We start from the raw sequence: 25,665 nt of genomic DNA, 5'->3' as shown, positions 1-25,665 counted from the left end.
TCGTATGGTTGCCTACAGTGATTGTCAATTCTGATTTTTAAGTCATGTTGTTTTTATGGGAGGTTGGTGTGTTTTTACAGAAATATATCAGATTGTTCTGGTCGAAATTTCCTACGTTGCGCTTCGCCGCTGATTTCCAAAGGTATTGATTTATACATAACGCTGTAACGTTTTGTTGCGTCACATCAGGCATCTACCCTAGCGACCATGATTCCTATGCGTGATGTGTATATTGCGCGTTATGAAACGCTCGGAACTGCGGGGAATTCTTAAAAAATCCAGCCGAGATCGGCACTTGGATCATCTGACGCGCAAGGTGCAACTGTTTGTAAACCCGCACCGTGTGTGAAAAGCCTGGAACTCAATAAGGAATTGTCGCCACAGAAGGCTCGCTGATCAACGCAGTTTCAGCAGTCTTTCTACCTGAATTGGAGTTCTATCTATGCACATTGGCGGCTTCAACGCTAAATCTGTACAAGGCAATTTTGAGATGTCCGAGATGCTGGGCAGGTCGAAGAGTCTGGAAATGAGCGATGCAAAACAATTCGATCCGGCGCAAAAGCCTGAGGTCAATGAGCAGTTTGCCAAAGACCTCAGCGCGCAAGTCCAAACGTGGAGTGTGAGCAGGGGCGGCAGTGATCTGCTGCCTGGCGCCGGCAGCAAGAAGATCTCGTTCTAAATGCGCAGAGGCCCGTATCGTCAGATACGGGCTTTTGTGTGCCGAATGTTATGGCTTGGCCAGGTTCCAGTTGCCACCTACGCCGTCGCCGGTGATGTCGCCAGGTTTGGCGTCCTTGACCCAGGTGTACAGCGCCTGGCCTTTGTAGGCCCACTGTTTGCTGCCGTCGTCGCGGCTGATCACGCTGTAGCCGTCGGCATCTTTTGCCGAGGCGTCGGCCGTGAACGCCGGCCAGTTGGCCAGGCACTGGCCTGTGCACACCGATTTGCCGGCGCTGTCTTTGGCGAAGGTGTAGAGGGTCATCCCGTGGCTGTCCACCAGCACTTTGCCCTTGGCGCTGTCGGCCACCTTGGCCGGGGCGGCGAAGGCCAAGGACGAAGCGCAGGCGAGGAGGGCAGCGGCGGCGAGGAAGGATTTTTTCAGCATGACAAGCTCCTGGGTTTTTCTGGTTTTGAGAAGGTGTACCCAGGTAAACACCCGTCGCGGCGCTTTATTCCCCCCTGCGTGAACAATTAGTTAAACGCGGCCGCGATTGACCATTGCCAGAATCGTCGCCAACAACTCCTGCTGCGCTTCTTCGCGGCTGATCTCGCCGCTGGCGGCCGCTTGGGACAAGGCTTCGGCGGCACCCAGCATGGCGCGTAAGCCGGCCTGGGAAACGGTGCCGTCGGGCGCGAACGGCGCCAGTGCATCGCGGCACTTTTGCAAAAAGATCGCCTCGTATTTGCGCTTCAGCGTTTCCAATTCCGGCGAGCTGCTCAAGGCAGCAATCACCCCCGGAATTTCCCGCCCTTGCAACAACACGCAATCGACGTAACAAGACGCGATGACCCAGGCGCGTTCTTCCAGTGTGGCGGCGGTGGTGTCCAGCGCCTCGGCAAACACCTGGTTCTGGCGGCTATCGAAGTCTTCATACAGGGCAGCCAGCAAGCCTGCGCGAGTGACGAAATGGTCGTAGACCACCGGTTTGGTAACGCCCGCCAGCTCGGCCAGACGGCCCAGGGTCAGGGCTTCGGTGCCTTCTTCGCGCACCAGTTGCCAAGCCATGTCGAGCAATTGGCGCAGGCGGTCCTCGCGGGACAGGCGGCGGCGTGGAGCAGGGTATTCAGCGCTTGACATGCTTATATACCAAAAGTAACTTAAGGTCGTAACCTACTAAAAGTAGATAGCGCCCAGCCTAGCTTGAAATGGAGTCAATGTCATGCACGCACTGATCGTTGTAGCCCATCACGACCCGCAATCCCTCACCCATAGCCTGGCCGCACACGTAGCGGCGGGGCTCACGACGGCCGGCCACACCTACGAGATCGCCGACCTTGCCGCCGAAGGCTTCGACCCGCGCTATAGCGCCGCCGACCACTTGGTCCACCGCACTCGCGCAGAACCGCCCGCCGATGTGCTGGCTGAACAGGCGCGCATCGACCGCGCCGATGCACTGGTGCTGGCGTTCCCGATTTATTGGTGGTCACTGCCGGGCCTGCTCAAAGGCTGGGTCGACCGCGTGTTCGTCAACGGCTGGGCGATTGATTATGGGCCCGACACGCCGGTGGTGAAAAAACTGCGGCACTTGCAGGTGCACCTGCTGGCGCTGGGCGCGGCAGATGAAGGCGCGTTTGATCGTCACGGGTATGCCAAGGCCATGCGCACGCAGATCGACTACGGGATTTTTGATTACTGTGGGGCGCAGGTGCTGACGTCAGAGCTGCTGCTGGATTCGGAGGGCGGCGCTGCGCAAGCGCATTTGCGCACCGCGAAGGCCATCGGGCAGAGCCTGTTTGAACGCGAAGTGGTTGCCGGCTGAATCAGCCTTCGCGAAACAGATCGTGGGCATCCAGCAGGCGGTAGGCAATTTCCGGGCGCTTCTCCAGGCCACGGCGAATCGCCGCCGGAATCGCCTGGCGGGTTTTGCGGCACAGGCCCGGCTGCTCATCGATGCTGATCTGAATGCCGCGCATGCTCTTGACCTCGGTGTGCCCTGGCGCCACCTGCACGCGGATGCCCAATAGCTCAAACATCTTCTGTTGCATGTGTTCCAGGTCTTGCAGGCTCTGGAGGTTTTCCAGGCGCTCGACCAGCTTTTTTTCTTCCTGACGCGTCAGGCTGAGGATGCGCAGGTCGGCGCCGGGCACTTGCAGCAGCTGTTCGCGGTCACAGGCACACACGCCGGGTGGGCAGGGTTGGCGAATTGTCATGTGCATTCCCTCCCCAAGCCGACGTGTTGGCTCAGTAGCTGAGCGTTACCCCAAGGCTGCCCAAGGCCTTCCAGTATTCAGGGTAGGTCTTGGCCACGCAGTCCGGGTCTTGAATGCGAATACCCGCTACCTTCAGCCCGGCCAGGGCAAAGCACATGGCGATGCGGTGGTCGGCGTGGGTGTCGATCAGCGCATTGCAGGACGTGCCGGCCAGTGCCGGGTCGCTGGCCACCAGCAGGTCGTCGCCCTCGATGGTCGCCAACCCTGGGCGAATTTCGTTGAGGCCGTCGTGCAGCGCCTGTACACGGTCACATTCCTTGACGCGCAGGTTGGCCAGTTCCGTGAAGCGTACCGGGGTGTTGTTGAACGCGGCCAGCACCGCCAGGGTCGGGATTGCGTCCTGCATCTGCGAGCCCACCACGGTGGCCTGCATATTCGGGAACTGCGCGATCACGGCCTGGGCCTTGGCGTCCGGCTGGGTGAAGTCCTGCGCAGCCACGCCGATGTCGATGCGCCCGCCGGTCAGCACTTCGGCAGCCCACAGGTAAGTGGCGGCGGAGGCGTCGGGCTCGATCAGGTAGTCATGGGCGGTGTAACCGGTGGGGGCCACACGCCAGGTGGTGTCGTCGACCACCTCGACCTGCGCACCGAACGTACGCATGCAGTCCAGCGTCAGGTCGACGTAGCCACGGGCGCCGATGTCCTTGCCGGTCAATGCCACTTCAATCGGCGCCTGGCCGCAGGCCGCGAGCATCAACAGGGCCGATACGTACTGGCTGGACAAGCCGCCATCAATCTCAAAACGCTTGGCCTGCACCTTGCCCACACCGTGTACGGTTACCGGCGGGCAGCCGGTCGGGCTGTCGACGCGGATGCCGTTCTGGCCGAGGGTGGCCAGCAGCGGGCCGATCGGGCGTTTTTGCATGTAGTCGTCGCCGTCGAGTACCACGGTGCCTTCGACGGTCGCCACGGCGGCGGTGAGAAAGCGCATCGCGGTGCCGGCATTGCCGAGGAACAGCGGCTGCGACGGCAATTGCAGCTTGCCTGCGCCTGTGACCACGAAGGTGGTGTCGTCCGGTTCATCGATGCTCACGCCCATCTGGCGCAGGGCCACTGACATGTGGCGGGTGTCATCGCTTTTCAGTGCACCGCTCAGGCGGCTGGTGCCCTTGGCCAGGGCGGCCAGCAACAGGGCGCGATTGGTAATGGATTTGGAGCCGGGGGGCGCGACCTTGCCGTTCAGGGCGAAATTGGGCGGTGTAACGGTCACGGTTTTTTGCGAACTCAAGGTACAAGGCTCCTGATCAAGGCAAGGCGGTAGGGAGTGGCCGACGGGCGGACCCGAATAATCAGCTAAACACGCCATCGTTGTCGAGCGGGGATCGTTGTATGGCGCGTATTTCGAGGCTGTTGCCGACGTGTCCGGGGAACGGACTGTTGTTGTAGTCGAACTACTCCGTTGCGCGTAGGACAAGCAGTAAATGCGATGCAGGACAATGCCCTTTAGTCAGCGATACGCGGGCAGTGTGCGAACTTTCCGAGGGAAGCAGCGGCTGGACAATAACGCCCGCCAAGGTAAGTTCGAGGCGTGCTCCATGACGGGGCACATTCAATCAAGGAGTGACTGAAATGAACAAACCCCAGACCCAACTTCGCCATGGTCGCGTGGTCGATCCGGCCAGCCGTGGTTCCGTGGCGGTAGAGCGTGGGCTGCTCGGCAACTGGCAAGTCAACGAGATGGAAGGCGGTAAAAACTTCCCATCGCTCACTGCCGGGCCATTCCCTGCACCCTATGAAACCGATGATCAAAGCGTCACGCCGCCGGCCGACGGGCATATCTTGAGCGGCGGCAAAACCGACGACCGCGATTGCCTCAACTTCACGGATGAGGAGATGAGCAAAAAGCTCAACACGCCGTTTACCTGGCCATTGCTGAATGTCGAGGCTGGCCAGGTGTTCAAGGTGCAGTGGGAATACACTGCCGCCCACGTCACCCGTGGTTATCGCTGGCTGATCACCAAGGATGGCTGGGACCCCAAGCAACGCATCAGCCGTGCGCAGCTTGAGGCCAAGCCGTTTTTCGAAGACTTCTACACCCAGGTGCCGTACTACCAGCACGCCGATGAAATGAAGGCCAAGGTCGAACACCAGGTCACGCTGCCCAAGGGTAAGAAAGGCCGGCATGTGGTGGTGTTGATGTGGATCGTGGCCAACACCGGCAACGCGTTCTATCAGGCGTTTGACCTGGACTTCAAATAAGCGCTGTTAACGCCGGGCCAACCAGTAATCATGCAGCGCCCGCGCAGCGGGTTCGATAGCTCGAGCCCGCTGTTGGTGGGCGTTTACATCCAGGTCTGCCGGCAGCTCAAAGTTGTCCTGCTCGGCGCACCAGGAAATCTTCTCCAGCAGCGCCGCCTCTTCGGCAGGCAGTTCTGGCCAGTTGCCGATCGCGGCGCCACGGATATAACCGAAGCACCATTCTTCGGCCAGCGTGACGGCTTGACCTTGGTGTTCGGTGTCATCAAAGCGCGCCTTGAAGCTTTGCGCATCGGTGGCCAATTGCGCCGCCAGCGTATTCATATGGCGCACGCACAACTCCAGGAAACGCTGGGCCTCTTCCCCGTTTTCCCAGACCGGGTTCTGCCCGCCCCAGATCGCCGGGAACCACTCAGCGACGTCCACTTGTGCCGGGCCGGAGACCAGCGCGGTGAAGTAGCCGTCGAGTTCAGCCAGGTTCAGCACCGAATGATCGTCGCCGTATTTCAACAGGGTTTCGTCAATGAAGTCGAAATCGGCAGGGGTGAGGGGTTGGGCGAGCATGGGCATATCCTTTCAACGTCGAGCGCCGCGAAGTGGGCGGCTTAAAGCGCAGAGGATGGCGCCTGGGCGGGCTTTTTTCCACTTATTTCCCAGCGCTGACACAGCTTGCTCACGCACATCGAACCCACCACCGCCAGAATGATCGGCACCAGAAAGTCATGCTCGATGCGGGTAAATTCGGCCACCAGCACAATCGCGGTCAGCGGCATGCTCATGCTGGACGCCAAAAACGCCGCCGCGCCAATGATCGCAAACGCGCCCAGCGGCACCCCGGGCCACACCAGGCTCCAGGCACCGCCGAGCAGAATCGCGAGCAACGCGCCATTGGCCAGGCCCGGCGTCAGCAGGCCGCCCTCTGCGCCGGCGCGCAGGCTGCTGGCGGTGATCAGCACCTTGACCAGCAGCAGGATAGCGGCCAGGCCAATGGTTAGTTCATTGTCGAAGCCCAGTTGCGCCGGGCCTTTGCCATTGCCGAGGATCTGCGGCAGCAGCATCGCCAGCCCGCCGATAAGCGTAAAGTTGATCAGCGACATTACCGGCAGGCGCCAGCCTCGTGCGGCGTTGGCCCTGGCGGCGCCGGTAAAGCGGCTGAACCCATAAGCGGCCACGCCAAACACCGGCCCGCACACCACCGCCCAGGCGATCAGCGCCGGGCTCAGTACAAAGTGCGGCACTGCATATTGCGATTCCGCACCCAGCCCGATCCACGCCACCGACGCACCAATCGCCGAGGTTGCCAGCGCAATCACCGCCGCCGGCCAGCTGAAGGCACCTACCAGCACTTCCAGCACAAACACTGCGCCACCCAAGGGCACGTTATACACCGCCGCCAACCCGGCACCGGCGCCACAGGCCACGATCAAACGGTGCATGTGCGGTTCAAGGCGCGCGCGTTGTGATAACCAGGTCGCGGCCAGCGCGCCGACCTCACGCGGCGCCACTTCACGGCCCAATGGCGAACCGAGGGCCACGGTGATGATCTGCAGCACGGCGTGGGCGAGGGTAGTCTTGGGCGGCATGATCGGCATCTGTTCAGACACCGCCTGTTTGATGCTTACCAGCGGGCGGCCATAGCGATAAATCATCCACCAGCCCAGCCCGGCGACCAGGCCGCACACCACCAGCACCAGCAGGCGGCGCTCCGGCGCGGCAGCGGTGACGCCCCACAAAAAGGTTTCGTGGCTGACCAGGCTGTCGAGGCTGTAGCCGTAGGCCAGGTGCTGGATGCCATGCAGCAGCAACGCCAGCAGCATCCCGCCCAGCCCGGCGCCGATGCCGGTCAGCACGACTACCAGGGCCAGAATCAATGATGAACGAAAGGTAGACGGCATAGCGGGCTCCAGGCAGTGGCCCTGAGTGTATAGCCGATAAAACGCGGTGCCTGGGTGAAATGTATCGGCAGGCCATAAACCCGGCGCCCACAACATTTTATTACTTTTGCCAGTCCCGTTTTTGGCCGATGCGCCGTCATGCTCCCTTGTTATAGTTCGAGCCTTATTACTCGCCAGTCAGGGATCACTGCCATGTCCGAATACCAAGCTTTCATCGTCGAACTCACTGGCAACGTTGCCCATGTGCAGATCAACCGCCCGGAAAAGATCAACGCGATGAACACGGCGTTCTGGACCGAGATCATCGACATCTTCCAATGGGTCGAAGACACCGACGCCGTGCGCGCTGTGGTGCTCAGCGGTGCAGGCAAGCATTTCTCCTCCGGCATCGACTTGATGATGATGGCCTCGGTGGCCAATAACTTCGGCAAGGACGTGGGCCGCAACGCACGCCTGCTGCGGCGCAAGATCCTCGAACTGCAAGCCTCGTTCAATGCCGTCGACACCTGCCGCAAGCCGGTGCTGGCGGCGATCCAGGGCTACTGCATCGGCGGCGCCATCGATCTGATCAGCGCCTGCGACATGCGCTACGCCGCCGAAGGCGCGCAGTTCTCGATCAAGGAAATCGACATCGGCATGGCCGCCGACGTCGGCACCCTGCAACGGCTGCCACGCATTATCGGCGACGGCATGTTGCGTGAACTGGCCTACACCGGTCGCTCGTTCGGCGCCGAAGAAGCGCGCAGCATCGGCCTGGTCAACCGTGTGTACCCCGATCAGGACAGCCTGTTGGCCGGTGTAATGGAAATCGCCCGGGAAATCGCGAGCAAATCCCCGATTGCCGTGGCCGGCACCAAAGCCATGATCAGCTACATGCGTGACCATACGGTCAATGATGGTCTGGAATACGTTGCCACCTGGAACTCGGCTATGTTGCAATCCAACGACCTGCGCGTGGCCATCGCGGCCCATATGAGTAAGCAGAAACCCGAATTCGTGGATTGACTGACATGACCCCAGGCTGGATTACCACAACGCTGCTGGACAACGACGCCCCTGGCGGCTGGGCCGTCGCCCGCAGCCGCGAGGGCTTTTTGCATGACACCAATGGCCCGCTGTTTCCGCGTGAATGGCTCAAGCGCCAGGACCTGCCGGTGTTTGCCGAACACGGCATTGGCCACCTCGACGGGGAGCCGGTGTACTTGCTGGAGCTGAACGCGGCAGCCGAAGTGCCAGGTTGCAGTTGGCAGGGCCTACGGGGCTTTATGTTGCAGGGCGACCACACCCTGTACAAAGTGCTGGGCTACGCCGCGCAGATCGGCACCTGGGCGCGGGAGCATCGGTTCTGTGGCAGTTGCGGTCAGGCCATGGTCCAGGTGCCGCGTGAACGTGCGATGTACTGCCAGGCCTGCGACCTGCGCAGCTACCCACGCATTTCGCCGAGCATGATTGTGCTGGTGACCCGTGGCGACGAGATCCTGCTGGCGCGTTCGCCGCGTTTTGTCACCGGTGTGTACAGCACGCTGGCGGGGTTCGCCGAGCCGGGTGAGTCGGCCGAAGACTGCCTGATCCGTGAAGTGCGCGAAGAAGTGCAGGTGGAGGTCAAGAACATCCAGTACATGGGCAGCCAGTGCTGGCCGTTCCCACACTCGATGATGCTGGGCTTCCATGCCGAGTACGCCGGCGGCGACATCGTGCCCCAGGCCGATGAGATCGAGGACGCGCAGTGGTTCAATATCCACGACCTGCCGCCGTTGCCGGCGTCACGTTCGATTGCGCGTTACCTGATCGACCTCTACCTGGCGCGCCGTTTAGGCCACGCTGAACCAGTGCTGCCAGGCTAGACGCACCGTCAGGCCGAGGACCACGGTGATAAACACCGGGCGAATGAATTTGGCGCCGCCGCTGATTGCGCTGCGTGCGCCAAAGAACGCGCCGCACATTACCGAGAAGCCCATCGCCAGGCCGACGATCCAGTCCACCGAGCCATTGAAGATAAACACCGACAGCGCCGCCGCGTTGCTGACGAAGTTCATGCTGCGCGCCACGCCGCTGGCTTTGACCAGATCGATGGGGTGCAGCAGCATCGTGCTCACCGTCCAGAACGCACCCGTGCCAGGGCCGGCCACGCCGTCGTAGAACCCCAGGCCGAAGCCTTGGGTGGACTGCCATTTCTTCTTGATCGGTGCGTCAGCGTCCAGCGGCGCCTTGGGCGTGCCGCCGAACAGCAAATACACACCACAGGCGAACACGATCACCGGGAGCATTTTGTTCAGGGTTTCGGCGGGCAGGTAGTGGGCGACCACGGCGCCAGCCAATGCGCCGACCAACGTGCCGACGATGGCATGTACCCATTGGCGCGGGTGGAACAGCTTGCGCCGGTAGAAGGTGAAACTGGCAGTGGCGGAGCCGAAGGTCGAGCTGAGTTTGTTGGTGCCCAACACCAGGTGCGGTGGCATGCCGGCGGTGAGCAAGGCAGGCGTGGTAAGCAGGCCGCCGCCGCCGGCGATGGCGTCGATAAAGCCGGCAATAAAGGCCACGCAGGCAAGAATGGCGAGGGTGGTCAGGTCAACGCTGAGTTCGAAGGGCATGGGCAGGGCTTATTATTGGCAGGGCGCAGAAAAGGGCTGCGCCAAAGGCCGGTATCTTACTTGGATCTTGTTGTTCTACGCGATCCAAATGTGGGGGCGGGCTTGCTCGCGAAAGCGGTGGATCACTTATAGATGTGCTGACTGACACTCCGCCTTCGCGAGCAAGCCCGCTCCCACATTTTGAATTGCAATCAACCGTGCCGTTTGTCCAGCCACTCCAACGCCGTGCGCCACACACAAATCCCCAGAAAGTAAGCCGACATCACCGACCACAACCCAAACGTCCACGGGTTGGTATTGGGGTAGTCCACCACCATCAAGAAGCTGCACAGCAACCAGATCGTGGTCACGGCGATGTTGATCGGCATAAAGCGCTTGACCCGGAACGGGTGCAGAAACTTCATCGGCGTGACCGTCAGCAGTGCCAGGCCGATCACCGTGGCCAAGGTCACCCAGGCGTCCGGCTGGATGATGTAAACGCACAAGGCCACCACATTCCAGGCCGCAGGGAAGCCGACAAAGTAGTTGTCCTTGCTCTTCATGTTCACATTGCAGAAGCAGAACAGCGACGACACCAAGATCACCGACACGGTAAACAGGTGGGTGAAGTCCGGCAGGTCGATATAGCGGTAGATAAACAGCGCCGGAATAAACACATAGGTCAGGTAATCGATCACCAGGTCCAGCACCGAGCCGTCGAAGCTGGGCAGTACCGTGCTGACATTGACCCGTCGCGCCAGTGAGCCATCGACGCCATCGACCACCAGCGCCAGGCCCAGCCACAGCAGGCAGGCCTTGGGTGAGTTTTCCAGCAAGGCCAGGGTGGCCAGGAACGCCAGCACCACGCCGGTGGCGGTAAAGCCGTGGGCGCCCCAGGCTTTGAGTCTGGCTACATGCAGGGTCGATATCACGGGCGGCTCTCCAAAAGATGAAACAGGGCAGCCGACGACGTAACGCCGTCGAGTCTGGCCGGGGAATGCAGGTATCGACCGGGAAGGGGGGGATAAGGTTCACCGCCCCGGTGTATCACTTAGCGTAGCAAGGGTCAGACGTTTCGGCATCAACCCTGACGGAACACCAATGCCTTCAAACCGCTTTGCGGGTCGACATCGGGAAATTCCGGCGGGTTTTCCAACCGCTGCACAAAGCGCAGGCCCGGTGCTTCGCGGGTTACGCCGTCAATCAGGAAGCCCTCACCGAAGGCCGGGTCGTTCATGCACGCCAGTACCGCGCCGCGGGCCGTGAGCAGATCCGGCAGGCGGCGCAGCACGCGTTGGTAATCTTTGGTCAGCAGAAAACTGCCTTTCTGGAACGACGGCGGATCGATGATCACCAGGTCGTAAGGGCCGCTGTTGGTCACCTTGGCCCAGGACTTGAACAGGTCGTGGCCCAGGAAGCTGACCTTGCTCAGGTCATGACCATTGAGGCGATGGTTGTCGCGACCGCGACTCAGGGCGCCACGGGCCATGTCAAGGTTTACTACATGGTCGGCGCCGCCTTCGATGGCGGCCACCGAAAAACCACAGGTGTAGGCGAACAGGTTGAGCACGCGCTGGCCCTTGGCCTGCTCGCGCACCCAATTGCGGCCGTAGCGCATGTCGAGGAACAGCCCGCTGTTCTGTTTTTTACCCAGGTCGATCAGGTAACGCAGGCCGCCTTCGGTAATGGTCAGCTCGTCTACGGCTTCGCCCGCGAGCCATTCGGTGGTGCTTTGCGGCAGGTAGCGGTGTTGCAGGGCAACCGTGTAAGCATTGAACTGTGTTTGCAGCAGCTGTTTAAGGGCTTCGAGCTGCGCAGGCGCAGGCTCCTTGAACAACGAGACCAGCAGTACGCCCTGCAACCAGTCCACTGTCAGTTGCTCCAGGCCCGGCCAGCAGCGGCCACGCCCGTGGAACAGGCGCCGGGTTTCACTCGGCGGGTTAGCCAGGGCGGTGAGCAAATGAGTGTGCAGGGTAGCGAGTGCGTCTGGGTTCATCGTTGAGCGTCAGTCGTTGAGCGGGCGGCATTTTAAACACAGTTGCGGTGCTTCGTCGTGCTTGAGCACAACGTGCTGCTAAAAAGACGATTGGCAGTGATTCATGCTCAAAATGCTTGAACCTGCGCCTGATAACAGGCAAAAAATCCTCAGGCGCCGACATAAACTGGAAAAAAAGCCCGGAGGTGCCCATGAACGGTTTCGCGAGTGCAGTCAATCACACAGCCCAAGACCCGCAAGAACTGGATGAGTGGCGAGACGCCCTGGCCTCGCTGGTGGCCAATGCCGGGCCAGAACGCGCGCGCCAGATCCTCGACTTGCTGGCCCGCGAAGGCAGCGCAGCGCACATCGACTGGAAACCGCGTCACGGCACGCCCTACGTCAACAGCATCAGCGTTGAGCAACAGCCGGCGTTTCCCGGCGACCTGGCCACCGAGGAGCGAATCGCTTCGCTGGTGCGTTGGAACGCCTTGGCCATGGTGGTGCGTGCCAACCAGGCGTATGGCGAACTCGGCGGCCATATAGCCAGTTATGCCAGTGCGGCGGACTTGTTCGAAGTTGGCTTCAATCACTTCTTCCGGGCGCGCAGCGACACCTTCGGCGGCGATCTGGTGTTCTACCAGCCGCATTCGGCACCGGGGATTTATGCCCGCGCTTATCTGGAAGGCCGCCTGACGGAAAACGACCTGGCGCACTACCGCCAGGAAATCGGTGGGCCAAAAGCCGGGGCACGCGGCCTGTCCAGCTACCCGCACCCGTGGTTGATGCCGGACTTCTGGCAGTTCCCCACCGGCTCCATGGGCATCGGCCCGATCAGCTCGATCTTCCAGGCGCGCTTCATGCGCTATCTGCACCATCGCGGCTTGCTGGACACCATCGACCGGCACGTCTGGGGCGTGTTCGGCGATGGCGAAATGGATGAGCCGGAAAGCATGTCGGCCCTGACCCTGGCTGCCCGCGAAGGTCTGGATAACCTGACTTGGGTGGTCAACTGCAACCTGCAGCGCCTCGACGGCCCGGTGCGTGGCAACGGGCGCATCATCGACGAACTCGAAGCTTTGTTTGCCGGTGCCGGCTGGAACGTGATCAAACTGGTATGGGGCTCGGACTGGGACGCCTTGCTGGCCAAGGACACTGACGGCTCGCTGGTGGACACCCTGTCGCACACCGTCGACGGGCAATTCCAGACCTTTGCCGCCAAAGACGGCGCCTATAACCGCGAGCACTTCTTCGGCCAAAGCGCGTCGTTGGCGGCGCTGGTGGCGGGCATGAGCGACGAACAGATCGACCGTCTCAAGCGCGGCGGCCACGACATGGTCAAGATCCACGCCGCTTACCATGCCGCGCGCCGGGTCAAAGGGCGGCCCACGGTGATCCTGGCCCAGACCAAAAAGGGCTTCGGCATGGGCGAAGCCGGGCAGGGCAAGATGACCACGCACCAGCAGAAGAAGCTCGACCGCGATGCGCTGCTCGCTTTTCGCAATCGTTTCCAGTTGCCGCTGACGGATGAGCAGACCGAATCCCTGAGTTTTTTCAAACCCGCCGAGGACAGCGTTGAACTGCGTTACCTGCATCAACGTCGGCACACACTCGGCGGTTATGTGCCAGGCCGCAGCCCGCTGGCCGCACCCGTCAGCGTGCCGCCGGTGGCGGGTTACGCCGGTTTTGCCACGGCAGCCGAGGGTAAGGAGATGTCCACCACCATGGCGTTTGTGCGCATGCTCACCAACCTGCTCAAGGACAAGGCGCTCGGCCCGCGCATCGTGCCGATTGTGGCGGATGAAGCGCGTACCTTCGGCATGGCCAACCTGTTCAAGCAGATCGGCATTTACTCCAGCGTCGGCCAGCGCTATGAGCCGGAAGACATTGGCTCGATCCTCAGCTACCGCGAGGCCACCGACGGGCAGATTCTCGAAGAAGGCATCAGCGAAGCCAGTGCCATCAGCTCCTGGGTGGCGGCGGCTACCAGTTATTCCGTGCATGGCCTGCGCATGTTGCCGTTCTACATCTATTACTCGATGTTCGGCTTCCAGCGCGTCGGCGACCTGATCTGGGCCGCCGCCGACCAGCGCGCCCGAGGCTTCCTGCTCGGCGCGACGGCCGGGCGCACCACCCTGGGCGGAGAAGGCTTGCAGCATCAGGACGGCAGCAGCCACCTCGCGGCCGCGACGGTGCCCAATTGCCGCGCCTACGACCCGGCATTTGCCGGCGAGTTCGCGGTGATCCTCGACCACGGCATGCGCCAGATGCTGGAGCACGATGTGGACGAGTTCTACTACGTGACCCTGATGAACGAAAACTACCCGCAACCGACCCTGCCGGCGGGCGTGGAGGCGGCGATTATCAAAGGCATGTATCGGTTGCAAGGTGCTGCGCAGGCCAAGGTACGCCTGCTTGGCTCGGGCACACTGGTGCGTGAGGCTCAGGCGGCTGCGCAGTTACTGGCTGAGGATTGGCAGGTGGCGAGCGAGGTGTTCAGTGTCACCAGTTTCAGCGAACTGGCACGGGATGCGCGGGAGGTGGAGCGCTGGAATCGGCTGCATCCTCAGGATACGCAGCGTGCCAGTCATGTGAATGCATGTTTGCCCAAAGGAGCGCCGGTGATTGCGGTATCAGACTATGTGCGGGCGGTGCCGCAGATGATCGCTTCGTATCTGGATAGCCGCTACACGGTGTTGGGCACAGATGGCTTTGGGCGTAGTGATACACGGGCGGCGTTGCGTGATTTCTTTGAGGTGGATCGCCACCACATTGTACTGGCGGCGCTGACGGTATTGGTGGAGCAGGGCAGTGTGCCGCGTGGCGTGTGTCAGCGCGCAATTGAGCGGTATAACTTGCAGGCTGATCGAGCAGCGTCCTGGAACTCTTGAGTACAGCTCCCACACAAGCCCGCTCCCACATTGGTTTTGTGCTGCCGCTTAAATACTTGCGATCAGCGGAGCGCCAAAAGACTCACGCAAAAAGCCCGGTGCGATATAGCGCTCGTAATGTGCCTCGGACAGCAGGAAAAACTCGCGGTCAATCGCATCACGCAAATCCGCCAGGTGGCGTTCGCGAAACTCCGGCAACAACGCCAGCCCATACGCATCCAGCTTGGAAATCACCCGCGCGCCCCGGGCAATCAACTGGTACGCCCAGCAATACGGCGACTGGTGCGGTACAAAGCGAATTTTGCGGGTCTCGAGTTGCTGACGCAAAAGCTGTGGGTCAAACACTTCCAGCTTGCTGGCCATCACCTGCACCAGCAATTGCTCCAGGCGCAGCCACACCGCCTGTTTTTCCTCGGCGTTGTAGCCATTCCATTGGATGACTTCATGGTGATAACGCTTGCAGCCCCGGCAGACCAGGTCGCCGTAAACGGTGGAACACAGGCCGACGCAGGGCGTTTTGATGGTTTGGTTGGGCATAAAAGGCATTTTGCAAAGTCTGTAGAACACCACGGACCTAATGTGGGAGCGAGCAAGCCCGCTCCCACAATTTTAGATCTGCTTCATCGATCAATCCCAGCTCAGCGCGCCGCCGGTCTGGTACTCGATCACACGGGTTTCGAAGAAGTTTTTCTCTTTCTTCAAGTCCATGATCTCGCTCATCCAAGGGAACGGGTTAGTCGTCCCCGGGTATTCTTCTTTAAGACCAATCTGCGACAGACGACGATTCGCGATGAACTTGAGGTAATCCTCCATCATCGCCGCATTCATCCCCAACACCCCACGCGGCATGGTGTCCCGCGCGTATTCAATCTCCAGCTGCGTCCCCTGCAAAATCATCTGGGTCGCTTCTTCCTTCATCTCGGCATCCCACAAATGCGGGTTTTCGATTTTGATCTGGTTGATCACATCGATACCGAAGTTCAGGTGCATCGACTCGTCACGCAGGATGTACTGGAACTGTTCCGCCACGCCGGTCATTTTGTTGCGACGGCCCATGGACAGGATCTGGGTGAAGCCGCAGTAGAAGAAGATGCCTTCCAGGACGCAGTAGTAGGCGACCAGGTTGCGCAGCAGTTCTTTGTCGGTTTCGACGGTGCCGGTTTCGAACTTCGGATCGGAGATCGAACGGGTGTATTTGAGGCCCCAGGCTGCCTTTTTGGCGACCGATGGAATCTCGTGGTACATGTTGAAGATCTCGCCCTCATCCATGGCCAGGGATTCGATGCAGTACTGGTAGGCGTGGGTGTGGATCGCTTCTTCGAAGGCCTGGCGCAGGATGTACTGGCGGCACTCCGGGTTGGTGATCAGGCGGTACACGGCCAGGACCAGGTTGTTGGCGACCAGCGAATCGGCGGTGGAGAAGAAGCCGAGGTTGCGCATGACGATGCGGCGTTCGTCGTCGGTGAGGCCTTCCGGGTTTTTCCACAGGGCGATGTCGGCGGTCATGTTGACCTCTTGCGGCATCCAGTGGTTGGCGCAGCCGTCGAGGTACTTTTGCCAGGCCCAGTCGTACTTGAAAGGTACCAGTTGGTTGAGGTCGGCGCGGCAGTTGATCATGCGCTTTTCGTCAACGGCGACGCGGGCGGCGGAGCCTTCGAGTTCAGCAAGGCCTTCGGCGACGTCGAGTTTGTCCAGGGCTGCCTTGGCGCGGATGATCGCGGCCGAGTCATTGGCCGTCACGTTGCGCGCTTCCAGGGCGGCAGCGGCGCCGGCACCGTCGAGGCGGTCCATGTTGGCTTCGCTGGCATGACCGGCGTTGGCGCCTTTGATCACCGCTGCACTGGTGTCTTCGTTGTCGACTTCATCCCAACTCAACATTGAAATTCTCCTTCCTGGTACTCGAAAAATAGGTTTTTGCAGGCTTCAAGGCATTGAAATACTGCGCAGAGTGTGGTCGGTAAATACCGATACTGCACACTATGTAGTGGTGGTTTGTGCTTGTGGGCACACTATATTGTGTGTAACAAAACAGGTCAACGCACAAGATGTGCGGTCTTGGGTCGCGGCACAGCGCCCATTGAGCTATAAAGCCTGGGTTCATTGAGTGACGGTGGAATTTCAAGGGAATGAAAAAATTACTGATCCGATCCGCCCTGCTGGAAGACGCGCAAAGCCTCTTCGAGGTGCATAGGAACTCCGTCGAAACACTCTGCACAGGTGACTACGGTCCCGACCAGATCGCCATGTGGCTCGACGGCCGCTCACCGGCGACCTACCGCGAGGCCATCGCCGCCGGCAACCTGTGGCTGGCACACACCGACAGGCTGCAGGGTTTTATCGAAATCGACGGGAATGAAATCAGCAAACTGTTCGTGCGCGGCGATGCCGCAGGGCTGGGCATTGGCGCACGCTTATTGAATGAAGCCTTGCAGCGCATCAAGAACGCCGGCCACGCCAAGGCCTATCTGGAATCGACCCTCAACGCCGAAATGTTCTATGCCGCTTTCGGCTTTCAAAAGGTCGGCGAGGGCACCTTCAGCCGAGGCAAAAGCCCGGTGTCCATCGAGATTATCAAGATGGAGCTCGATCTTTAGCGGCTGGCCTACCAACCACGCAGCCGCTCCCAGATCTGCACCTCACCCGTGTGCAGCGCCGCGTGGTAACTACCAAACTGCGCCCCCGTGGCGCACGCATGATTGGGCAGAATACGCAGGCGCGTACCGAGCGGAAATTGCGCCACCACATCCACGCCACCCGCTTCGAACCGCGCTACGCCATGCTCCTGGTTGGCGCTGCTCAACAGCAAGCCGTCGATCAACACCCCGTGCTCATCGCACACCTGGCCATAACCGAAGTCGCGTTTTTGCGCGTGCGTGCCGCGATCGCGGCTCATGGCCATCCAGCCGGCGTCGGTGATGATCCAGCCTTTTTCCGCTTGATGGCCGATTACTGTGGTCAGCACGCTCAAGGCCAGTTCGTCGATGCGGCATACGCCGATGTTGTGCATCACCAGGTCAAAAAACACGTACACACCCGCGCGCAGTTCGGTCACGCCCTCAAGGCTGACGGCCGACAATGCGGTAGGCGTGGAGCCGACACTCACCTGATCGCAGGCCATCCTGGCGGCACGGATACGTTGCGCCGCTTCAACGCAGCGTGCGCGTTCCTGTTCGGCGATGGCCTGCAATGCTTCAGGCGTATCCAGGCCGTAGCTTTCCCCGGCATGGGTCAGTACGCCGACGAGGCTGTCACCGAGCAAGCGGGCGATGTCGAGCAATAGCGGATCCTGCGGCTTGACCCCGGAACGGTGGCCGTCGCAGTCAATCTCGATCATCACGGCAAAGGTTTCAGCCTGCTCGCTGCCGAAATCGACGAGCGCCTGGGCGCCGGCGAGGCTGTCGGTGATCAGTGTCAGCGCGCAACCCCGGCGGCGCAGCGCCAGGGCCTGGGGCAACTTGTGCGGGGCCATGGCGACGGCGTAGAGGATGTTTTGGATGCCCAGTTCAAAGAAGTATTCGGCTTCCTTAAGCGTTGATACGGTGATGCCACGGGCACCGGCCGCTATCTGCGCGGCCACCACTTCGGCGCACTTGTGGGTTTTGACGTGGGGGCGCAGGTGCACGCCCAAATGGTCGGCGCGTTGTTGCATGCGCTGGATGTTGCGCTGCATTTTCACGCAGTCTAGCAATGCCGCTGGGGTGTCCATGGTTGAAGCTCCACTAGGGCGGACAGCGGCCAAATTGACGGCCTGTCCAGGACTGGATATGTTGTCTTGCATGAAAAAGACCTCTCCCGAAGAAACCACCCTGATCAGCCAGCTCGAACAGATTGCCGAAGGCTTGAGCAAAACCTTTAGCCCGTTCTGCGAGGTGGTACTGCACGATTTGCGCGACCCGCAGCAGGCGATCCTGGCGATCCATAACAACCTCTCCGGGCGCTCGCCGGGCGACCCGACCACCGAGTTGGGCCTGGCGCGGATTGCCGACCCTGACTACCCGCAGATCATTGCCAATTACCGCAATCAGTTCGCCGATGGCCGCCAAGTCAAAAGCACCTCGATTGGTATCAAGGACACCAGCGGCAAGTACGTCGCGGCCTTGTGCATGAACGTCGACCTCTCACTGTTTCGTGGCCTGCAGGGCATGCTTGAGCAGTTTGGCTCGGTCACCGGCGACACCCTTATAGAGTCCCTGGAGCCGTCCGGCGCCGATGTGATTCGTACCCGCATCGACCAGTTCGCCGCGCGCCTGGCCACCACGCCGCGTGCGCTCAAGGCGGCGGACCGACGGCTGTTGCTGCAAGAGCTCAAAGACTCGGGCTGCATGGACATTCGCCGGGCCATGGAGACCGTTGCGGCGCACTTGGGCGTGTCCCGTGCGGCGGTCTACACCTACGCCAAGTAACGCGCCACCGCTTCAATCTCCACCAAATAGCCGTGGTGCAACTCGGGCACCGGCACCACCGCGCGGGCAGGGCGGTGCTCGCCCAGCGCGGCGGCGTAAATACGGTCGAATTGCGGCCAGTGCTGCACCCCGGCCACATACACCGTGACCTTCACCAGATCCTGGGGCGAGCCACCGGCGGCTTTCAGGATGGCCAGCAGATTAGCCAGCGCAAGCTGGGCCTGTTCGGCAAACGATGCTTCAAGGTTATGGCGACCCTGCGGGCTCACCGGCAATTGCCCGGAGATATACAGCGTGTCGCCGTGGCTGACGGCCTGGGAGTAATGCCCGGCAGGTTGCGAGGCGGCCTCGGTGTGGATGATGTTCATGGTGCCTCGCTGAGCAACGCGGCATAGCGCGCGATATCGACGTTGCCGCCAGTGACGATAATGCCCACGCGCTGGCCCTTGAACCGCTCGTCCAGCTGGCGCAACGCCGCCAGGCCCAGGCAGCCGGTGGGTTCGACCACCATTTTCATGCGTTGCATAAAGAACTTCATCGCGGCCACCAACTGCGCGTCGGAGACGGTGAGAATGTCGGTCACCTTGTCGCGGATGATCGGGAAGGTGAAGTTGCCCAGGTGCTGGGTTTGCGCACCGTCGGCGATAGTCGCCGGGGTGTCGATGTGCACGATGCTGCCGGTTTGAAACGAGCGCTGGCCGTCATTGCCAGCTTGGGGCTCAACACCAAACAGCTGGCAATCGGGTGCCAGTACACGGGTCGATAACGCGGTGCCCGAGAGCATGCCGCCACCACCCAGACCGACAAACAAAGCGTCCAGCGGCCCGGTAAATTCCAACAGTTCCTTGGCGGCCGTGCCTTGGCCGGCGAGGATGTGGGGGTGGTCGTAAGGCGGGATCAACGTCATGCCATGCTCCACCGCCAGGGTGCGGCCGATCTGCTCACGGTCCTCGTTGAAGCGGTCATACAGCACTACGCTGGCGCCATATTCCCGGGTGGCGGCGACCTTGGCGGCGGGTGCGTCGGTGGGCATGACGATGGTCGCCGGCATGCCGAGCAATTGCGCGGCCAGCGCAATGCCCTGGGCATGGTTGCCGGAGGAGAACGCCACCACCCCGGCCTTGCGCTGCTGCGCGTCAAACTGCGAGAGCGCATTAAACGCACCGCGAAACTTGAACGAGCCGGTGCGCTGCAGGTTTTCACACTTGATGAACACCTGGGCGCCGGTTTCAGCGTCGAGGGTGCGCGAGGTAAACACTGGCGTTTGATGGGCAAAGCCTTGCAGGCGTTGGGCGGCGGCGATGACATCTGAGTAGTCAGGCAAGTGCATGGGCGGACCTCGTGGGCGAATATGGATAAAATATCCATATAAAGACAAATAGTAAAGTCTGGTTTGTCACCCTGGGCATAAACACGATATTGAAAAGAGCGTGGTGATCAGCAGCGATATTAAATAGAATGAATCTCATTTGAGACTCACTCGCGCCGCGCAGGTTGTTTGCTATGACTGATGCTGTTGCCCCGACCCACGCTGGCGAACTGACCTTGTCGAGTTTGTACCGCGACCATCGCAGTTGGCTCGAAAGCTGGCTGCGCCGGCGCCTGGGCAATGCCTGGGATGCGGCGGACCTGAGTCAGGACACCTTTGTGCGGGTGCTGGCCAGTGCCCAGCCGATTGCGCAGATGCAGGAACCACGGGCGTATCTGGTGACCGTCGGCAAGCGCTTGCTGGCCAACTTTCACCAGCGCCGCAGCCTTGAGCAAGCCTATCTGAAGGCGCTGGCGAGTTTGCCTGAAACCTGCGTGCCCTCGCCGGAGCAACGCTGGCTGCTGCTGGAAACCCTGCACGCCCTGGATGAGCTGCTTGACGGTTTGCCGCCAATGGTGCGCCGCGCGTTTTTGTGGAGCCAGTTGGAAGGCTTGGGCTATCGCGAGATTGCCGAGCGGCTCGACGTTTCTGAGCGCTCGGTCAAGCGCTACATGGCCCAGGCCTATGAACATTGCCTGATGGTGGACCTTTGAGTCGCGACGTGGCGCGTGCTGCGGCTCAGTGGTTGGCGCTGCTGGAATCCGGCGCGGCAACCGAACGTGATCACGCCAATTTGCAGGCTTGGCGCGACAGCCACCCTCAGCACGAACAGACCTGGCAGAAAGCCCAATCGCTGCGTCAGCGCTTCAATGACTTGCCCCAGGCCGTGGCAATGGCCAGCCTCGACCGTCCGCAGGCGGGGCGGCGTGCGTTGCTCAAGCGGGCCTTGGGCGTGGCGGCGCTGGTGCCGACTGCCTGGTTGATCAGCCGGCAGTTGCCCATTGAGGCGTGGCGGGCTGATTTGCACACCGCCACCGGCGAGCGCAAACGCTTGCCATTGGCCGATGGCAGCAGCCTGCAACTCAATACGGCGACGGCGGTGGATGTTGACCTGGCACAGCGGCGCATTACGCTGGTGGACGGCGAGTTGGCGCTGACGGTACCGGGCGCAGCGGCGATCAGTGTGTACACGCGCTACGGCCAGGTTGAGGTGCGCCAGGGCGAAGTGTGCGTGCGGCAATTGGCGTCCGGTTGCCGCGTGTCGGTGTTCAAGGGCGCGGTGCAGGTGCGTGATCGTAGCGGGCAACTGGCGACTTTGAGCGTCGGTCAGCAAGCGTCATTAAAGCCTCAGGGCCTGGCCGAAACGGCCGTGTTTGATGTGCAGCAACTGGACTGGCGCGACGGCGTACTGACTGCGCAGGATCAGCCCTTGGGCGACTTCCTGCGCGAACTGGAGCGTTACCGCCCTGGCGTGTTGCGCTGGGACCCGAGCCTGGAAACGCTGCGGGTCACCGGCAGCTTTCGCCTGGATGACACCGACCGCATCCTCACGCTGCTGGCCCGGACTCTAGGGTTTGAAGTGCGAGCGCGCACGCGTTACTGGGTGACATTGAGTCGAGCCCTGGCGTAGATCCAGCGGCGTGCGCGGGCCAATTGCGCATATATATCCATATCGAATAAATAAAGAGTTATATATTCCTTTTAATGTTTGTGCCGATAACGCATTTTGAGGGCCTGCGCATTCGTGCGGATTGACCCAACAGCCAAAAGGAAAGCCGACATGACCATTAAAGCGATCAACGTGCGCAACCAGTTCAAGGGCGTAATCAAGGAAATTCTGCTGGGGGAAGTGGTGTCCGAAATTGATGTGCAAACCGCGTCCGGCATCGTCACATCAGTGATCACCACCCGCTCGGTGCGTGATCTGGAATTGAAAGTGGGCAGTGAAGTGATTGCCTTTGTGAAGTCGACTGAAGTGTCGATTGCCAAGCTGTAAGCCCAGCCACACTCCACCTGTGGGAGCGGGCTTGCTCCCACATTTTGTTCTATGCCTCGTCAGTTAATGCGCGGGCCACCACCACCTGGCTGGTGCGGCTGCGGTTTATCCGGTGGCGCATCGCTGGGCAAGTTCTTCGGCGGTGTGTTCGGGTCTTCGTAGTGTTTGTGCAAATCCCCATCCAGCCGATTGCTCGAGGAGCCGCCTTTGCCGGGCGTCTCCTCGAAGTGCTGCCATTCCGACTGCTGGAAGCGAAAGATACTGTCATCGGTCGGCGTGTCGCGGCCGTGGTAGTGGTGGATTTCGTAATGGGCGTACTCGACCTTTTCCGCCCAGTCGTTTTGCAATAAACCGTCGTTGGCCAAACCGCGATACCAATCGTTTTCCGCGTTGGTAGCCTTCTGCTTTTTGTTGTGGTCGACAAAGTAGCCGATGATCCCACCCACCACCGCCAGCACCACGCCGACCAGGAACAACGGCCCGGTCAATGCCGCTGCCGTGCCTGCGCCAAACAGTGCTGCCGCGCCGAGTACCCCGGCCGAGGCACCGAACGCACCGCCGGCCACTTGCAGGCCGCCGGCCGCCTGGGCCAGCGGGTCTTTACTGGCGATGCCGCTCTTGATTGCCAGTGCGCCGAGCACGATATCGGCAAAGCCCCCGGCGATGTCCGTGGCCGGGCCGAGCACCTTGATCACGGAACCGGCGATTTTCGCGGATTTGGACGCGCCCAACTTGGCTGCACCGGCGGCAGCCAGGCCATCATCCAGGTGCGTGGCCAGGCCATCGGTGGCTTGCTTGACCGCCGTGTCGCCCTCGCCGAACAACTTGCCGATGCCGTCGTACTGACTGTCGGGCACGGCATCCAGGGCCGCGGAAATTTCCTTGCTGACCTTGGCGTCGACTTCGCCGCCAGGGCCGAAATCGAGCATTTTTCCAGTCACGCCTTCCTTGCCCCAGATTTCCGGCAAGGTTTTATCCAGGCCCAGGAAGTTCACCAGGCCGCCTTTGCCCAGTGTCTCGCCGATCTTGTCACCCAGGCGCACGAAGTGGCTGGCGCCACCGGCAAAACTCAAAAAGTCCTTGGCGATGCTCATGCGCTGCGCCGGGGTTTCGCCGAGTTTGCCGCCTTTGCCCACCAGTTGGTATATCGCCGAAAACAGCGTCACACCGGCGCCCAAGGAGCCGAGAATGCCTTTGCTGTTGAGGGTGTTGAACACCTCGCCGAGCATGCCGCGATCCGCCACGGCGATGTAGGGTTTGCTCAGGGCTTTTTTGACGTCGGCTTCGCTGATGGTGCCACTGTTCTTGTAGACATCGCCGAGTTCTTCCAGGGCCTTGGTAACGCCAGCGGATTTCTCCTTGCCTTGCAGCCCCTCGTTGAGGAATTTTTCCAGGGTTTCCTGGGTACGGCGTGGCAGGTCAAGCAGGTTGCCCTTGAGCACGCCTTTAAGCAGGCCGAACAGGTCCTTGGTCGCCAGCTCCTTGTTGTCGTCGGAGATTTTGCTCGGGTCCGAGAGGATCGCATTCAGGTCAGTGGTCAAACCGTCGGCCTGGATATTCTGCGCGGCCTTGCTGGCGGCCTCGGGATCGAACAGCGACAGCGAAGTCAGCGTATCGCTCAAGTCTTTTTGCGCGTCGCTGGCCTTGCCCTGGTCTTGCAGGTCTTTGAGGTACAGCACGTAGTCGGGGTTGGCGGTGAGGTCGAGCAGCTTCTGCTTGACCTCATCCTTGTTCGGCAGCTTGTTGAGCGCGTCGTCCATTTTCGACTTGTAGTCGGCCTGGATGGTCGGGTCGTTGAACAGCTCGCCGATCTGCTTTTGCACGGCCTTGCCGTCGATGATGTCGTGCATGTCGGCCGAACTCAGCTCGGTCTGCTTGTCATCCGACTCGCGCCAGGTGGTGTTGAACGGGCGTTTGGCTTCTTCATAGCCGGTGATGCCATGGCCGTTCTGGTACGCGGCCTGGGCTTCCAGGGCGCGCACCAGCTTGGCCCGGGGGTCATCCTTGGGGATCGAGCCGTCCTTGACGCCGGCGCGGTAGGTGTCGATCAGTTGGGTGGTGGCCAACTCACTGACGCTCATGGTCGGCGACTTGTCGTCCTTGGGGTCCGAATGCACGCCGGTGTCCATGTTCAGTACATCCAGGTCACCGGCCTTGGGCAGGTTGTGCTTGGCGCGGGTGTCGTCGATGGAACTGGCGCTGAAGGCTTCCCATTTGGCCAGCACGTCATCGTAAAGCTGCGGGCTCAGTTCCTTGGAAACGATGACCTTGCCTTCGCTGGTTTCATAGCGGATCAGGCCGTCACCCAGCTCATCGGGAGAGCCGAAGGTGATGTCGGTATTTTTCAGGAAGTCATTCGGCCCGGCCAGTTTGTAGCCGGCGTCTTCACTGGTGTGGATCTTGGCCCAGGTGTCGTTGGCCGTGGCCACGCTTTTGAACAGCTCAGGGCTGATGTCGGCAGACACCACCACCTTGGTGCCATCCTGCAGTTCGTAGGTGAGGACGCTGTCTTTCTGGTCGTTGTTCCAACTGAAGTTTTTGTAGTCGTTGAGGCCCGGTACGGGCGTGTTGGCGTCAGCCAGGGCTGCACCGTTGTTAAGTTCGCCCTCAATTACGGCTTTTTTGCCGGGGTCGGAGTACACCGCGTTGAGGCCCGCCAGGTAGTCGAACAACTTGGGGTTGTCTTCACGGGCGACGACGACTTTTTCGCCGTTGCTTTCGTAGCGGATCAGCCCGGGGCCGACTTCGTCCACCGGGCCTACCGCCGTGCCGCCGTAGGGTGGCCAGACTTCGTTGTCGGTGGCGCGACGGTAACCGGCATCTTCACTGCTGGAGAGGCCGGTAAAACTTTCATAGGCCTCCTTGGCTTTTTCGAACGCCTCGGGGTTGTCGCGCTGGCTGATCACGAACTTGCTGCCGTCCTGGGTCTCGTAGCGGATCACGCCGGGGCCGGTTTCATCTGGCGGGCCAAGGGCTTTGTAATCGGCCAGCGCACCCGGCGCCGTGCCGTCGGCGCCCAGGCTCTGATAACCGGCGTTCTGGCTGGCGACCACGCCCGAGAGTGACTTGAAGTCCTGGCTGACCTGCTTGAACAACTCCGGGCTGTCGTGCTCGCTGACGATGACCTTCTTGCCGTCCTGGGTTTCATAACGAATCAGCCCAGGACCCACCTCATCCGGCGGGCCGATGGCCTTGTAGCCGGCCAGGCCCGCAGGCGGCGTGGCGTCCTTGGCGGCGAGTTCATAACCGTCTTTTTTGCTCGCATCGAGCCCCGATGGCGGCTTGTCATGGGTTTCGACTTTTTTATGAGCGCTGTTCTTGAGCAACACAGCAAACGCCTCGCCCGATGTTGATGGCGTGCGCGGAAGGCTTTTGGGCTCGGACGAGCGATCAAGCGGCTGGGTCGACATGCCATGGAACTCCTGCTGTTGCCGGTGGGACGGGTCGGCAAAAACAGTAACAGCAGGGCAGTGGAGGCCGTTGCGAAAAATTGTGAAAT

Annotated in this window: 26 protein-coding genes; 11 read left to right on the top strand and 15 right to left on the bottom strand. The window is 60.9% G+C overall.

From position 1 onward, the window contains the following. The first annotated feature begins 442 nt into the window (after positions 1 to 442). The gene (locus tag FFI16_RS12920) at positions 443 to 679 is read left to right on the top strand and encodes a hypothetical protein (RefSeq protein ID WP_138817502.1); all 237 of its coding nucleotides are present in this window, start codon (positions 443 to 445) and stop codon (positions 677 to 679) included. Between the two features lie 48 nt (positions 680 to 727). Here the strand turns inward: FFI16_RS12920 and FFI16_RS12915 are convergent, their stop codons facing one another. Beyond that, positions 728 to 1,105, bottom strand: a complete 378-nt coding sequence (locus FFI16_RS12915; protein WP_138817503.1) for a hypothetical protein — start codon at positions 1,103 to 1,105, stop codon at positions 728 to 730. A 90-nt stretch (positions 1,106 to 1,195) separates the two neighbouring features. After that, a complete protein-coding gene (locus tag FFI16_RS12910; RefSeq protein WP_138817504.1) occupies positions 1,196 to 1,798 on the bottom strand; it encodes a TetR/AcrR family transcriptional regulator in 603 nt (200 codons plus the stop codon). An 82-nt stretch (positions 1,799 to 1,880) separates the two neighbouring features. On the opposite strand from FFI16_RS12910, the gene FFI16_RS12905 reads away from it, so the two are divergent. After that, positions 1,881 to 2,480, top strand: coding sequence for an NAD(P)H-dependent oxidoreductase (locus FFI16_RS12905; protein WP_138817505.1), 600 nt, complete (start codon positions 1,881 to 1,883; stop codon positions 2,478 to 2,480). A gap of 1 nt (position 2,481) precedes the next feature. Here the strand turns inward: FFI16_RS12905 and FFI16_RS12900 are convergent, their stop codons facing one another. Both FFI16_RS12900 and FFI16_RS12895 read right to left on the bottom strand, forming a co-directional pair. Then, complete coding sequence (locus FFI16_RS12900; protein WP_138817506.1) at positions 2,482 to 2,871, bottom strand: hypothetical protein; 390 nt, start codon at positions 2,869 to 2,871, stop codon at positions 2,482 to 2,484. Between the two features lie 31 nt (positions 2,872 to 2,902). Next, positions 2,903 to 4,159, bottom strand: a complete 1,257-nt coding sequence (locus FFI16_RS12895) for a 3-phosphoshikimate 1-carboxyvinyltransferase (RefSeq protein WP_138817507.1) — start codon at positions 4,157 to 4,159, stop codon at positions 2,903 to 2,905. A gap of 341 nt (positions 4,160 to 4,500) precedes the next feature. Between FFI16_RS12895 and FFI16_RS12890 the strand changes: the two genes are divergently transcribed. Further along, a complete protein-coding gene (locus FFI16_RS12890) occupies positions 4,501 to 5,130 on the top strand; it encodes a lytic polysaccharide monooxygenase auxiliary activity family 9 protein (protein WP_138817508.1) in 630 nt (209 codons plus the stop codon). Between the two features lie 6 nt (positions 5,131 to 5,136). Here the strand turns inward: FFI16_RS12890 and FFI16_RS12885 are convergent, their stop codons facing one another. Together FFI16_RS12885 and FFI16_RS12880 are read right to left on the bottom strand one after the other, a co-directional pair. Then, positions 5,137 to 5,691, bottom strand: a complete 555-nt coding sequence (locus tag FFI16_RS12885; RefSeq protein WP_138817509.1) for a UPF0149 family protein — start codon at positions 5,689 to 5,691, stop codon at positions 5,137 to 5,139. 41 nt (positions 5,692 to 5,732) lie between these two features. Then, the gene (locus FFI16_RS12880) at positions 5,733 to 7,022 is read right to left on the bottom strand and encodes a chloride channel protein (protein WP_138817510.1); all 1,290 of its coding nucleotides are present in this window, start codon (positions 7,020 to 7,022) and stop codon (positions 5,733 to 5,735) included. Positions 7,023 to 7,214: 192 nt separating this feature from the next. Here FFI16_RS12880 and FFI16_RS12875 point away from each other — a divergent pair, with 192 nt between their 5' ends. Further along, positions 7,215 to 8,027 carry a crotonase/enoyl-CoA hydratase family protein gene (locus tag FFI16_RS12875; RefSeq protein ID WP_138817511.1) on the top strand — a complete coding sequence of 271 codons (813 nt, stop codon included), beginning with the start codon at positions 7,215 to 7,217 and terminating at the stop codon, positions 8,025 to 8,027. A 5-nt stretch (positions 8,028 to 8,032) separates the two neighbouring features. Continuing rightward, positions 8,033 to 8,866 carry an NAD(+) diphosphatase gene (gene nudC, locus FFI16_RS12870; RefSeq protein ID WP_138817512.1) on the top strand — a complete coding sequence of 278 codons (834 nt, stop codon included), beginning with the start codon at positions 8,033 to 8,035 and terminating at the stop codon, positions 8,864 to 8,866. Here nudC and FFI16_RS12865 read toward each other — a convergent pair. The 3 genes from FFI16_RS12865 to FFI16_RS12855 form a co-directional block, all read right to left on the bottom strand. Continuing rightward, positions 8,834 to 9,613, bottom strand: a complete 780-nt coding sequence (locus tag FFI16_RS12865) for a TSUP family transporter (protein WP_017139107.1) — start codon at positions 9,611 to 9,613, stop codon at positions 8,834 to 8,836. The two genes, nudC and FFI16_RS12865, sit on opposite strands and share 33 nt — an antisense overlap. Positions 9,614 to 9,804: 191 nt before the next feature. Further along, entirely contained in the window at positions 9,805 to 10,524 is a 720-nt protein-coding gene (gene pcsA, locus FFI16_RS12860; RefSeq protein WP_058422511.1) for a phosphatidylcholine synthase, read from the bottom strand. Between the two features lie 149 nt (positions 10,525 to 10,673). Next, a complete protein-coding gene (locus tag FFI16_RS12855) occupies positions 10,674 to 11,588 on the bottom strand; it encodes a class I SAM-dependent methyltransferase (RefSeq protein WP_138817513.1) in 915 nt (304 codons plus the stop codon). 191 nt (positions 11,589 to 11,779) lie between these two features. Here FFI16_RS12855 and mdeB point away from each other — a divergent pair, with 191 nt between their 5' ends. Further along, positions 11,780 to 14,458 carry an alpha-ketoglutarate dehydrogenase gene (gene mdeB / locus FFI16_RS12850; protein WP_138817514.1) on the top strand — a complete coding sequence of 893 codons (2,679 nt, stop codon included), beginning with the start codon at positions 11,780 to 11,782 and terminating at the stop codon, positions 14,456 to 14,458. A gap of 48 nt (positions 14,459 to 14,506) precedes the next feature. Here the strand turns inward: mdeB and FFI16_RS12845 are convergent, their stop codons facing one another. Further along, positions 14,507 to 14,995 (bottom strand): DUF1289 domain-containing protein, encoded by a 489-nt coding sequence (locus FFI16_RS12845; protein ID WP_138817515.1) that lies wholly within the window; start codon positions 14,993 to 14,995, stop codon positions 14,507 to 14,509. A 90-nt stretch (positions 14,996 to 15,085) separates the two neighbouring features. Then, positions 15,086 to 16,336 carry a ribonucleotide-diphosphate reductase subunit beta gene (locus FFI16_RS12840; protein WP_138817516.1) on the bottom strand — a complete coding sequence of 417 codons (1,251 nt, stop codon included), beginning with the start codon at positions 16,334 to 16,336 and terminating at the stop codon, positions 15,086 to 15,088. A gap of 248 nt (positions 16,337 to 16,584) precedes the next feature. On the opposite strand from FFI16_RS12840, the gene FFI16_RS12835 reads away from it, so the two are divergent. Beyond that, positions 16,585 to 17,052: a GNAT family N-acetyltransferase gene (locus FFI16_RS12835; protein WP_138817517.1), complete on the top strand. Its 468-nt coding sequence runs from the start codon at positions 16,585 to 16,587 to the stop codon at positions 17,050 to 17,052. An 8-nt stretch (positions 17,053 to 17,060) separates the two neighbouring features. On the opposite strand, the gene FFI16_RS12830 is transcribed toward FFI16_RS12835, so the two are convergent. Continuing rightward, entirely contained in the window at positions 17,061 to 18,164 is a 1,104-nt protein-coding gene (locus tag FFI16_RS12830; protein ID WP_138817518.1) for a DSD1 family PLP-dependent enzyme, read from the bottom strand. Between the two features lie 70 nt (positions 18,165 to 18,234). On the opposite strand from FFI16_RS12830, the gene FFI16_RS12825 reads away from it, so the two are divergent. Further along, on the top strand, positions 18,235 to 18,861 hold the full coding sequence (locus tag FFI16_RS12825) for a transcriptional regulator (RefSeq protein ID WP_056859857.1): 627 nt from the start codon (positions 18,235 to 18,237) through the stop codon (positions 18,859 to 18,861). Here the strand turns inward: FFI16_RS12825 and FFI16_RS12820 are convergent. Next, positions 18,849 to 19,229: a RidA family protein gene (locus FFI16_RS12820; protein WP_138817519.1), complete on the bottom strand. Its 381-nt coding sequence runs from the start codon at positions 19,227 to 19,229 to the stop codon at positions 18,849 to 18,851. The genes FFI16_RS12825 and FFI16_RS12820 overlap by 13 nt on opposite strands. Beyond that, positions 19,226 to 20,191, bottom strand: a complete 966-nt coding sequence (locus tag FFI16_RS12815) for a threo-3-hydroxy-L-aspartate ammonia-lyase (RefSeq protein WP_138817520.1) — start codon at positions 20,189 to 20,191, stop codon at positions 19,226 to 19,228. The genes FFI16_RS12820 and FFI16_RS12815 overlap by 4 nt, the downstream gene beginning before the upstream one ends. A gap of 173 nt (positions 20,192 to 20,364) precedes the next feature. On the opposite strand from FFI16_RS12815, the gene FFI16_RS12810 reads away from it, so the two are divergent. The 3 genes from FFI16_RS12810 (at position 20,365) to FFI16_RS12800 (ending at position 22,166) form a co-directional block, all read left to right on the top strand. After that, complete coding sequence (locus FFI16_RS12810) at positions 20,365 to 20,883, top strand: sigma-70 family RNA polymerase sigma factor (protein WP_138817521.1); 519 nt, start codon at positions 20,365 to 20,367, stop codon at positions 20,881 to 20,883. Further along, positions 20,880 to 21,800 (top strand): FecR domain-containing protein, encoded by a 921-nt coding sequence (locus tag FFI16_RS12805; RefSeq protein WP_138817522.1) that lies wholly within the window; start codon positions 20,880 to 20,882, stop codon positions 21,798 to 21,800. The genes FFI16_RS12810 and FFI16_RS12805 overlap by 4 nt, the downstream gene beginning before the upstream one ends. A gap of 150 nt (positions 21,801 to 21,950) precedes the next feature. Next, complete coding sequence (locus FFI16_RS12800) at positions 21,951 to 22,166, top strand: molybdopterin-binding protein (RefSeq protein ID WP_003173733.1); 216 nt, start codon at positions 21,951 to 21,953, stop codon at positions 22,164 to 22,166. A 59-nt stretch (positions 22,167 to 22,225) separates the two neighbouring features. On the opposite strand, the gene FFI16_RS12795 is transcribed toward FFI16_RS12800, so the two are convergent. Further along, a complete protein-coding gene (locus FFI16_RS12795) occupies positions 22,226 to 25,576 on the bottom strand; it encodes a hypothetical protein (protein WP_138817523.1) in 3,351 nt (1,116 codons plus the stop codon). Positions 25,577 to 25,665: the final 89 nt, after the last annotated feature.

It is taken from the genome of Pseudomonas sp. KBS0710 (assembly GCF_005938045.2).
Classification (GTDB): domain Bacteria; phylum Pseudomonadota; class Gammaproteobacteria; order Pseudomonadales; family Pseudomonadaceae; genus Aquipseudomonas.
This window is presented reverse-complemented; position numbering and strand designations above follow the sequence as displayed.

Excerpts from the sequence above, each read along its gene's own strand:
- FFI16_RS12920 (WP_138817502.1), top strand. The coding sequence starts at position 443 with ATGCACATTGGCGGCTTCAACGCTAAATCTGTACAAGGCAATTTTGAG.
- FFI16_RS12915 (WP_138817503.1), bottom strand. The coding sequence starts at position 1,105 with ATGCTGAAAAAATCCTTCCTCGCCGCCGCTGCCCTCCTCGCCTGCGCT.
- FFI16_RS12910 (WP_138817504.1), bottom strand. The coding sequence starts at position 1,798 with ATGTCAAGCGCTGAATACCCTGCTCCACGCCGCCGCCTGTCCCGCGAG.
- FFI16_RS12905 (WP_138817505.1), top strand. The coding sequence starts at position 1,881 with ATGCACGCACTGATCGTTGTAGCCCATCACGACCCGCAATCCCTCACC.
- FFI16_RS12900 (WP_138817506.1), bottom strand. The coding sequence starts at position 2,871 with ATGACAATTCGCCAACCCTGCCCACCCGGCGTGTGTGCCTGTGACCGC.
- FFI16_RS12890 (WP_138817508.1), top strand. The coding sequence starts at position 4,501 with ATGAACAAACCCCAGACCCAACTTCGCCATGGTCGCGTGGTCGATCCG.
- FFI16_RS12885 (WP_138817509.1), bottom strand. The coding sequence starts at position 5,691 with ATGCTCGCCCAACCCCTCACCCCTGCCGATTTCGACTTCATTGACGAA.
- FFI16_RS12880 (WP_138817510.1), bottom strand. The coding sequence starts at position 7,022 with ATGCCGTCTACCTTTCGTTCATCATTGATTCTGGCCCTGGTAGTCGTG.
- FFI16_RS12875 (WP_138817511.1), top strand. The coding sequence starts at position 7,215 with ATGTCCGAATACCAAGCTTTCATCGTCGAACTCACTGGCAACGTTGCC.
- nudC (WP_138817512.1), top strand. The coding sequence starts at position 8,033 with ATGACCCCAGGCTGGATTACCACAACGCTGCTGGACAACGACGCCCCT.
- FFI16_RS12865 (WP_017139107.1), bottom strand. The coding sequence starts at position 9,613 with ATGCCCTTCGAACTCAGCGTTGACCTGACCACCCTCGCCATTCTTGCC.
- FFI16_RS12855 (WP_138817513.1), bottom strand. The coding sequence starts at position 11,588 with ATGAACCCAGACGCACTCGCTACCCTGCACACTCATTTGCTCACCGCC.
- mdeB (WP_138817514.1), top strand. The coding sequence starts at position 11,780 with ATGAACGGTTTCGCGAGTGCAGTCAATCACACAGCCCAAGACCCGCAA.
- FFI16_RS12845 (WP_138817515.1), bottom strand. The coding sequence starts at position 14,995 with ATGCCCAACCAAACCATCAAAACGCCCTGCGTCGGCCTGTGTTCCACC.
- FFI16_RS12840 (WP_138817516.1), bottom strand. The coding sequence starts at position 16,336 with ATGTTGAGTTGGGATGAAGTCGACAACGAAGACACCAGTGCAGCGGTG.
- FFI16_RS12835 (WP_138817517.1), top strand. The coding sequence starts at position 16,585 with ATGAAAAAATTACTGATCCGATCCGCCCTGCTGGAAGACGCGCAAAGC.
- FFI16_RS12830 (WP_138817518.1), bottom strand. The coding sequence starts at position 18,164 with ATGGACACCCCAGCGGCATTGCTAGACTGCGTGAAAATGCAGCGCAAC.
- FFI16_RS12825 (WP_056859857.1), top strand. The coding sequence starts at position 18,235 with ATGAAAAAGACCTCTCCCGAAGAAACCACCCTGATCAGCCAGCTCGAA.
- FFI16_RS12820 (WP_138817519.1), bottom strand. The coding sequence starts at position 19,229 with ATGAACATCATCCACACCGAGGCCGCCTCGCAACCTGCCGGGCATTAC.
- FFI16_RS12815 (WP_138817520.1), bottom strand. The coding sequence starts at position 20,191 with ATGCACTTGCCTGACTACTCAGATGTCATCGCCGCCGCCCAACGCCTG.
- FFI16_RS12810 (WP_138817521.1), top strand. The coding sequence starts at position 20,365 with ATGACTGATGCTGTTGCCCCGACCCACGCTGGCGAACTGACCTTGTCG.
- FFI16_RS12800 (WP_003173733.1), top strand. The coding sequence starts at position 21,951 with ATGACCATTAAAGCGATCAACGTGCGCAACCAGTTCAAGGGCGTAATC.
- FFI16_RS12795 (WP_138817523.1), bottom strand. The coding sequence starts at position 25,576 with ATGTCGACCCAGCCGCTTGATCGCTCGTCCGAGCCCAAAAGCCTTCCG.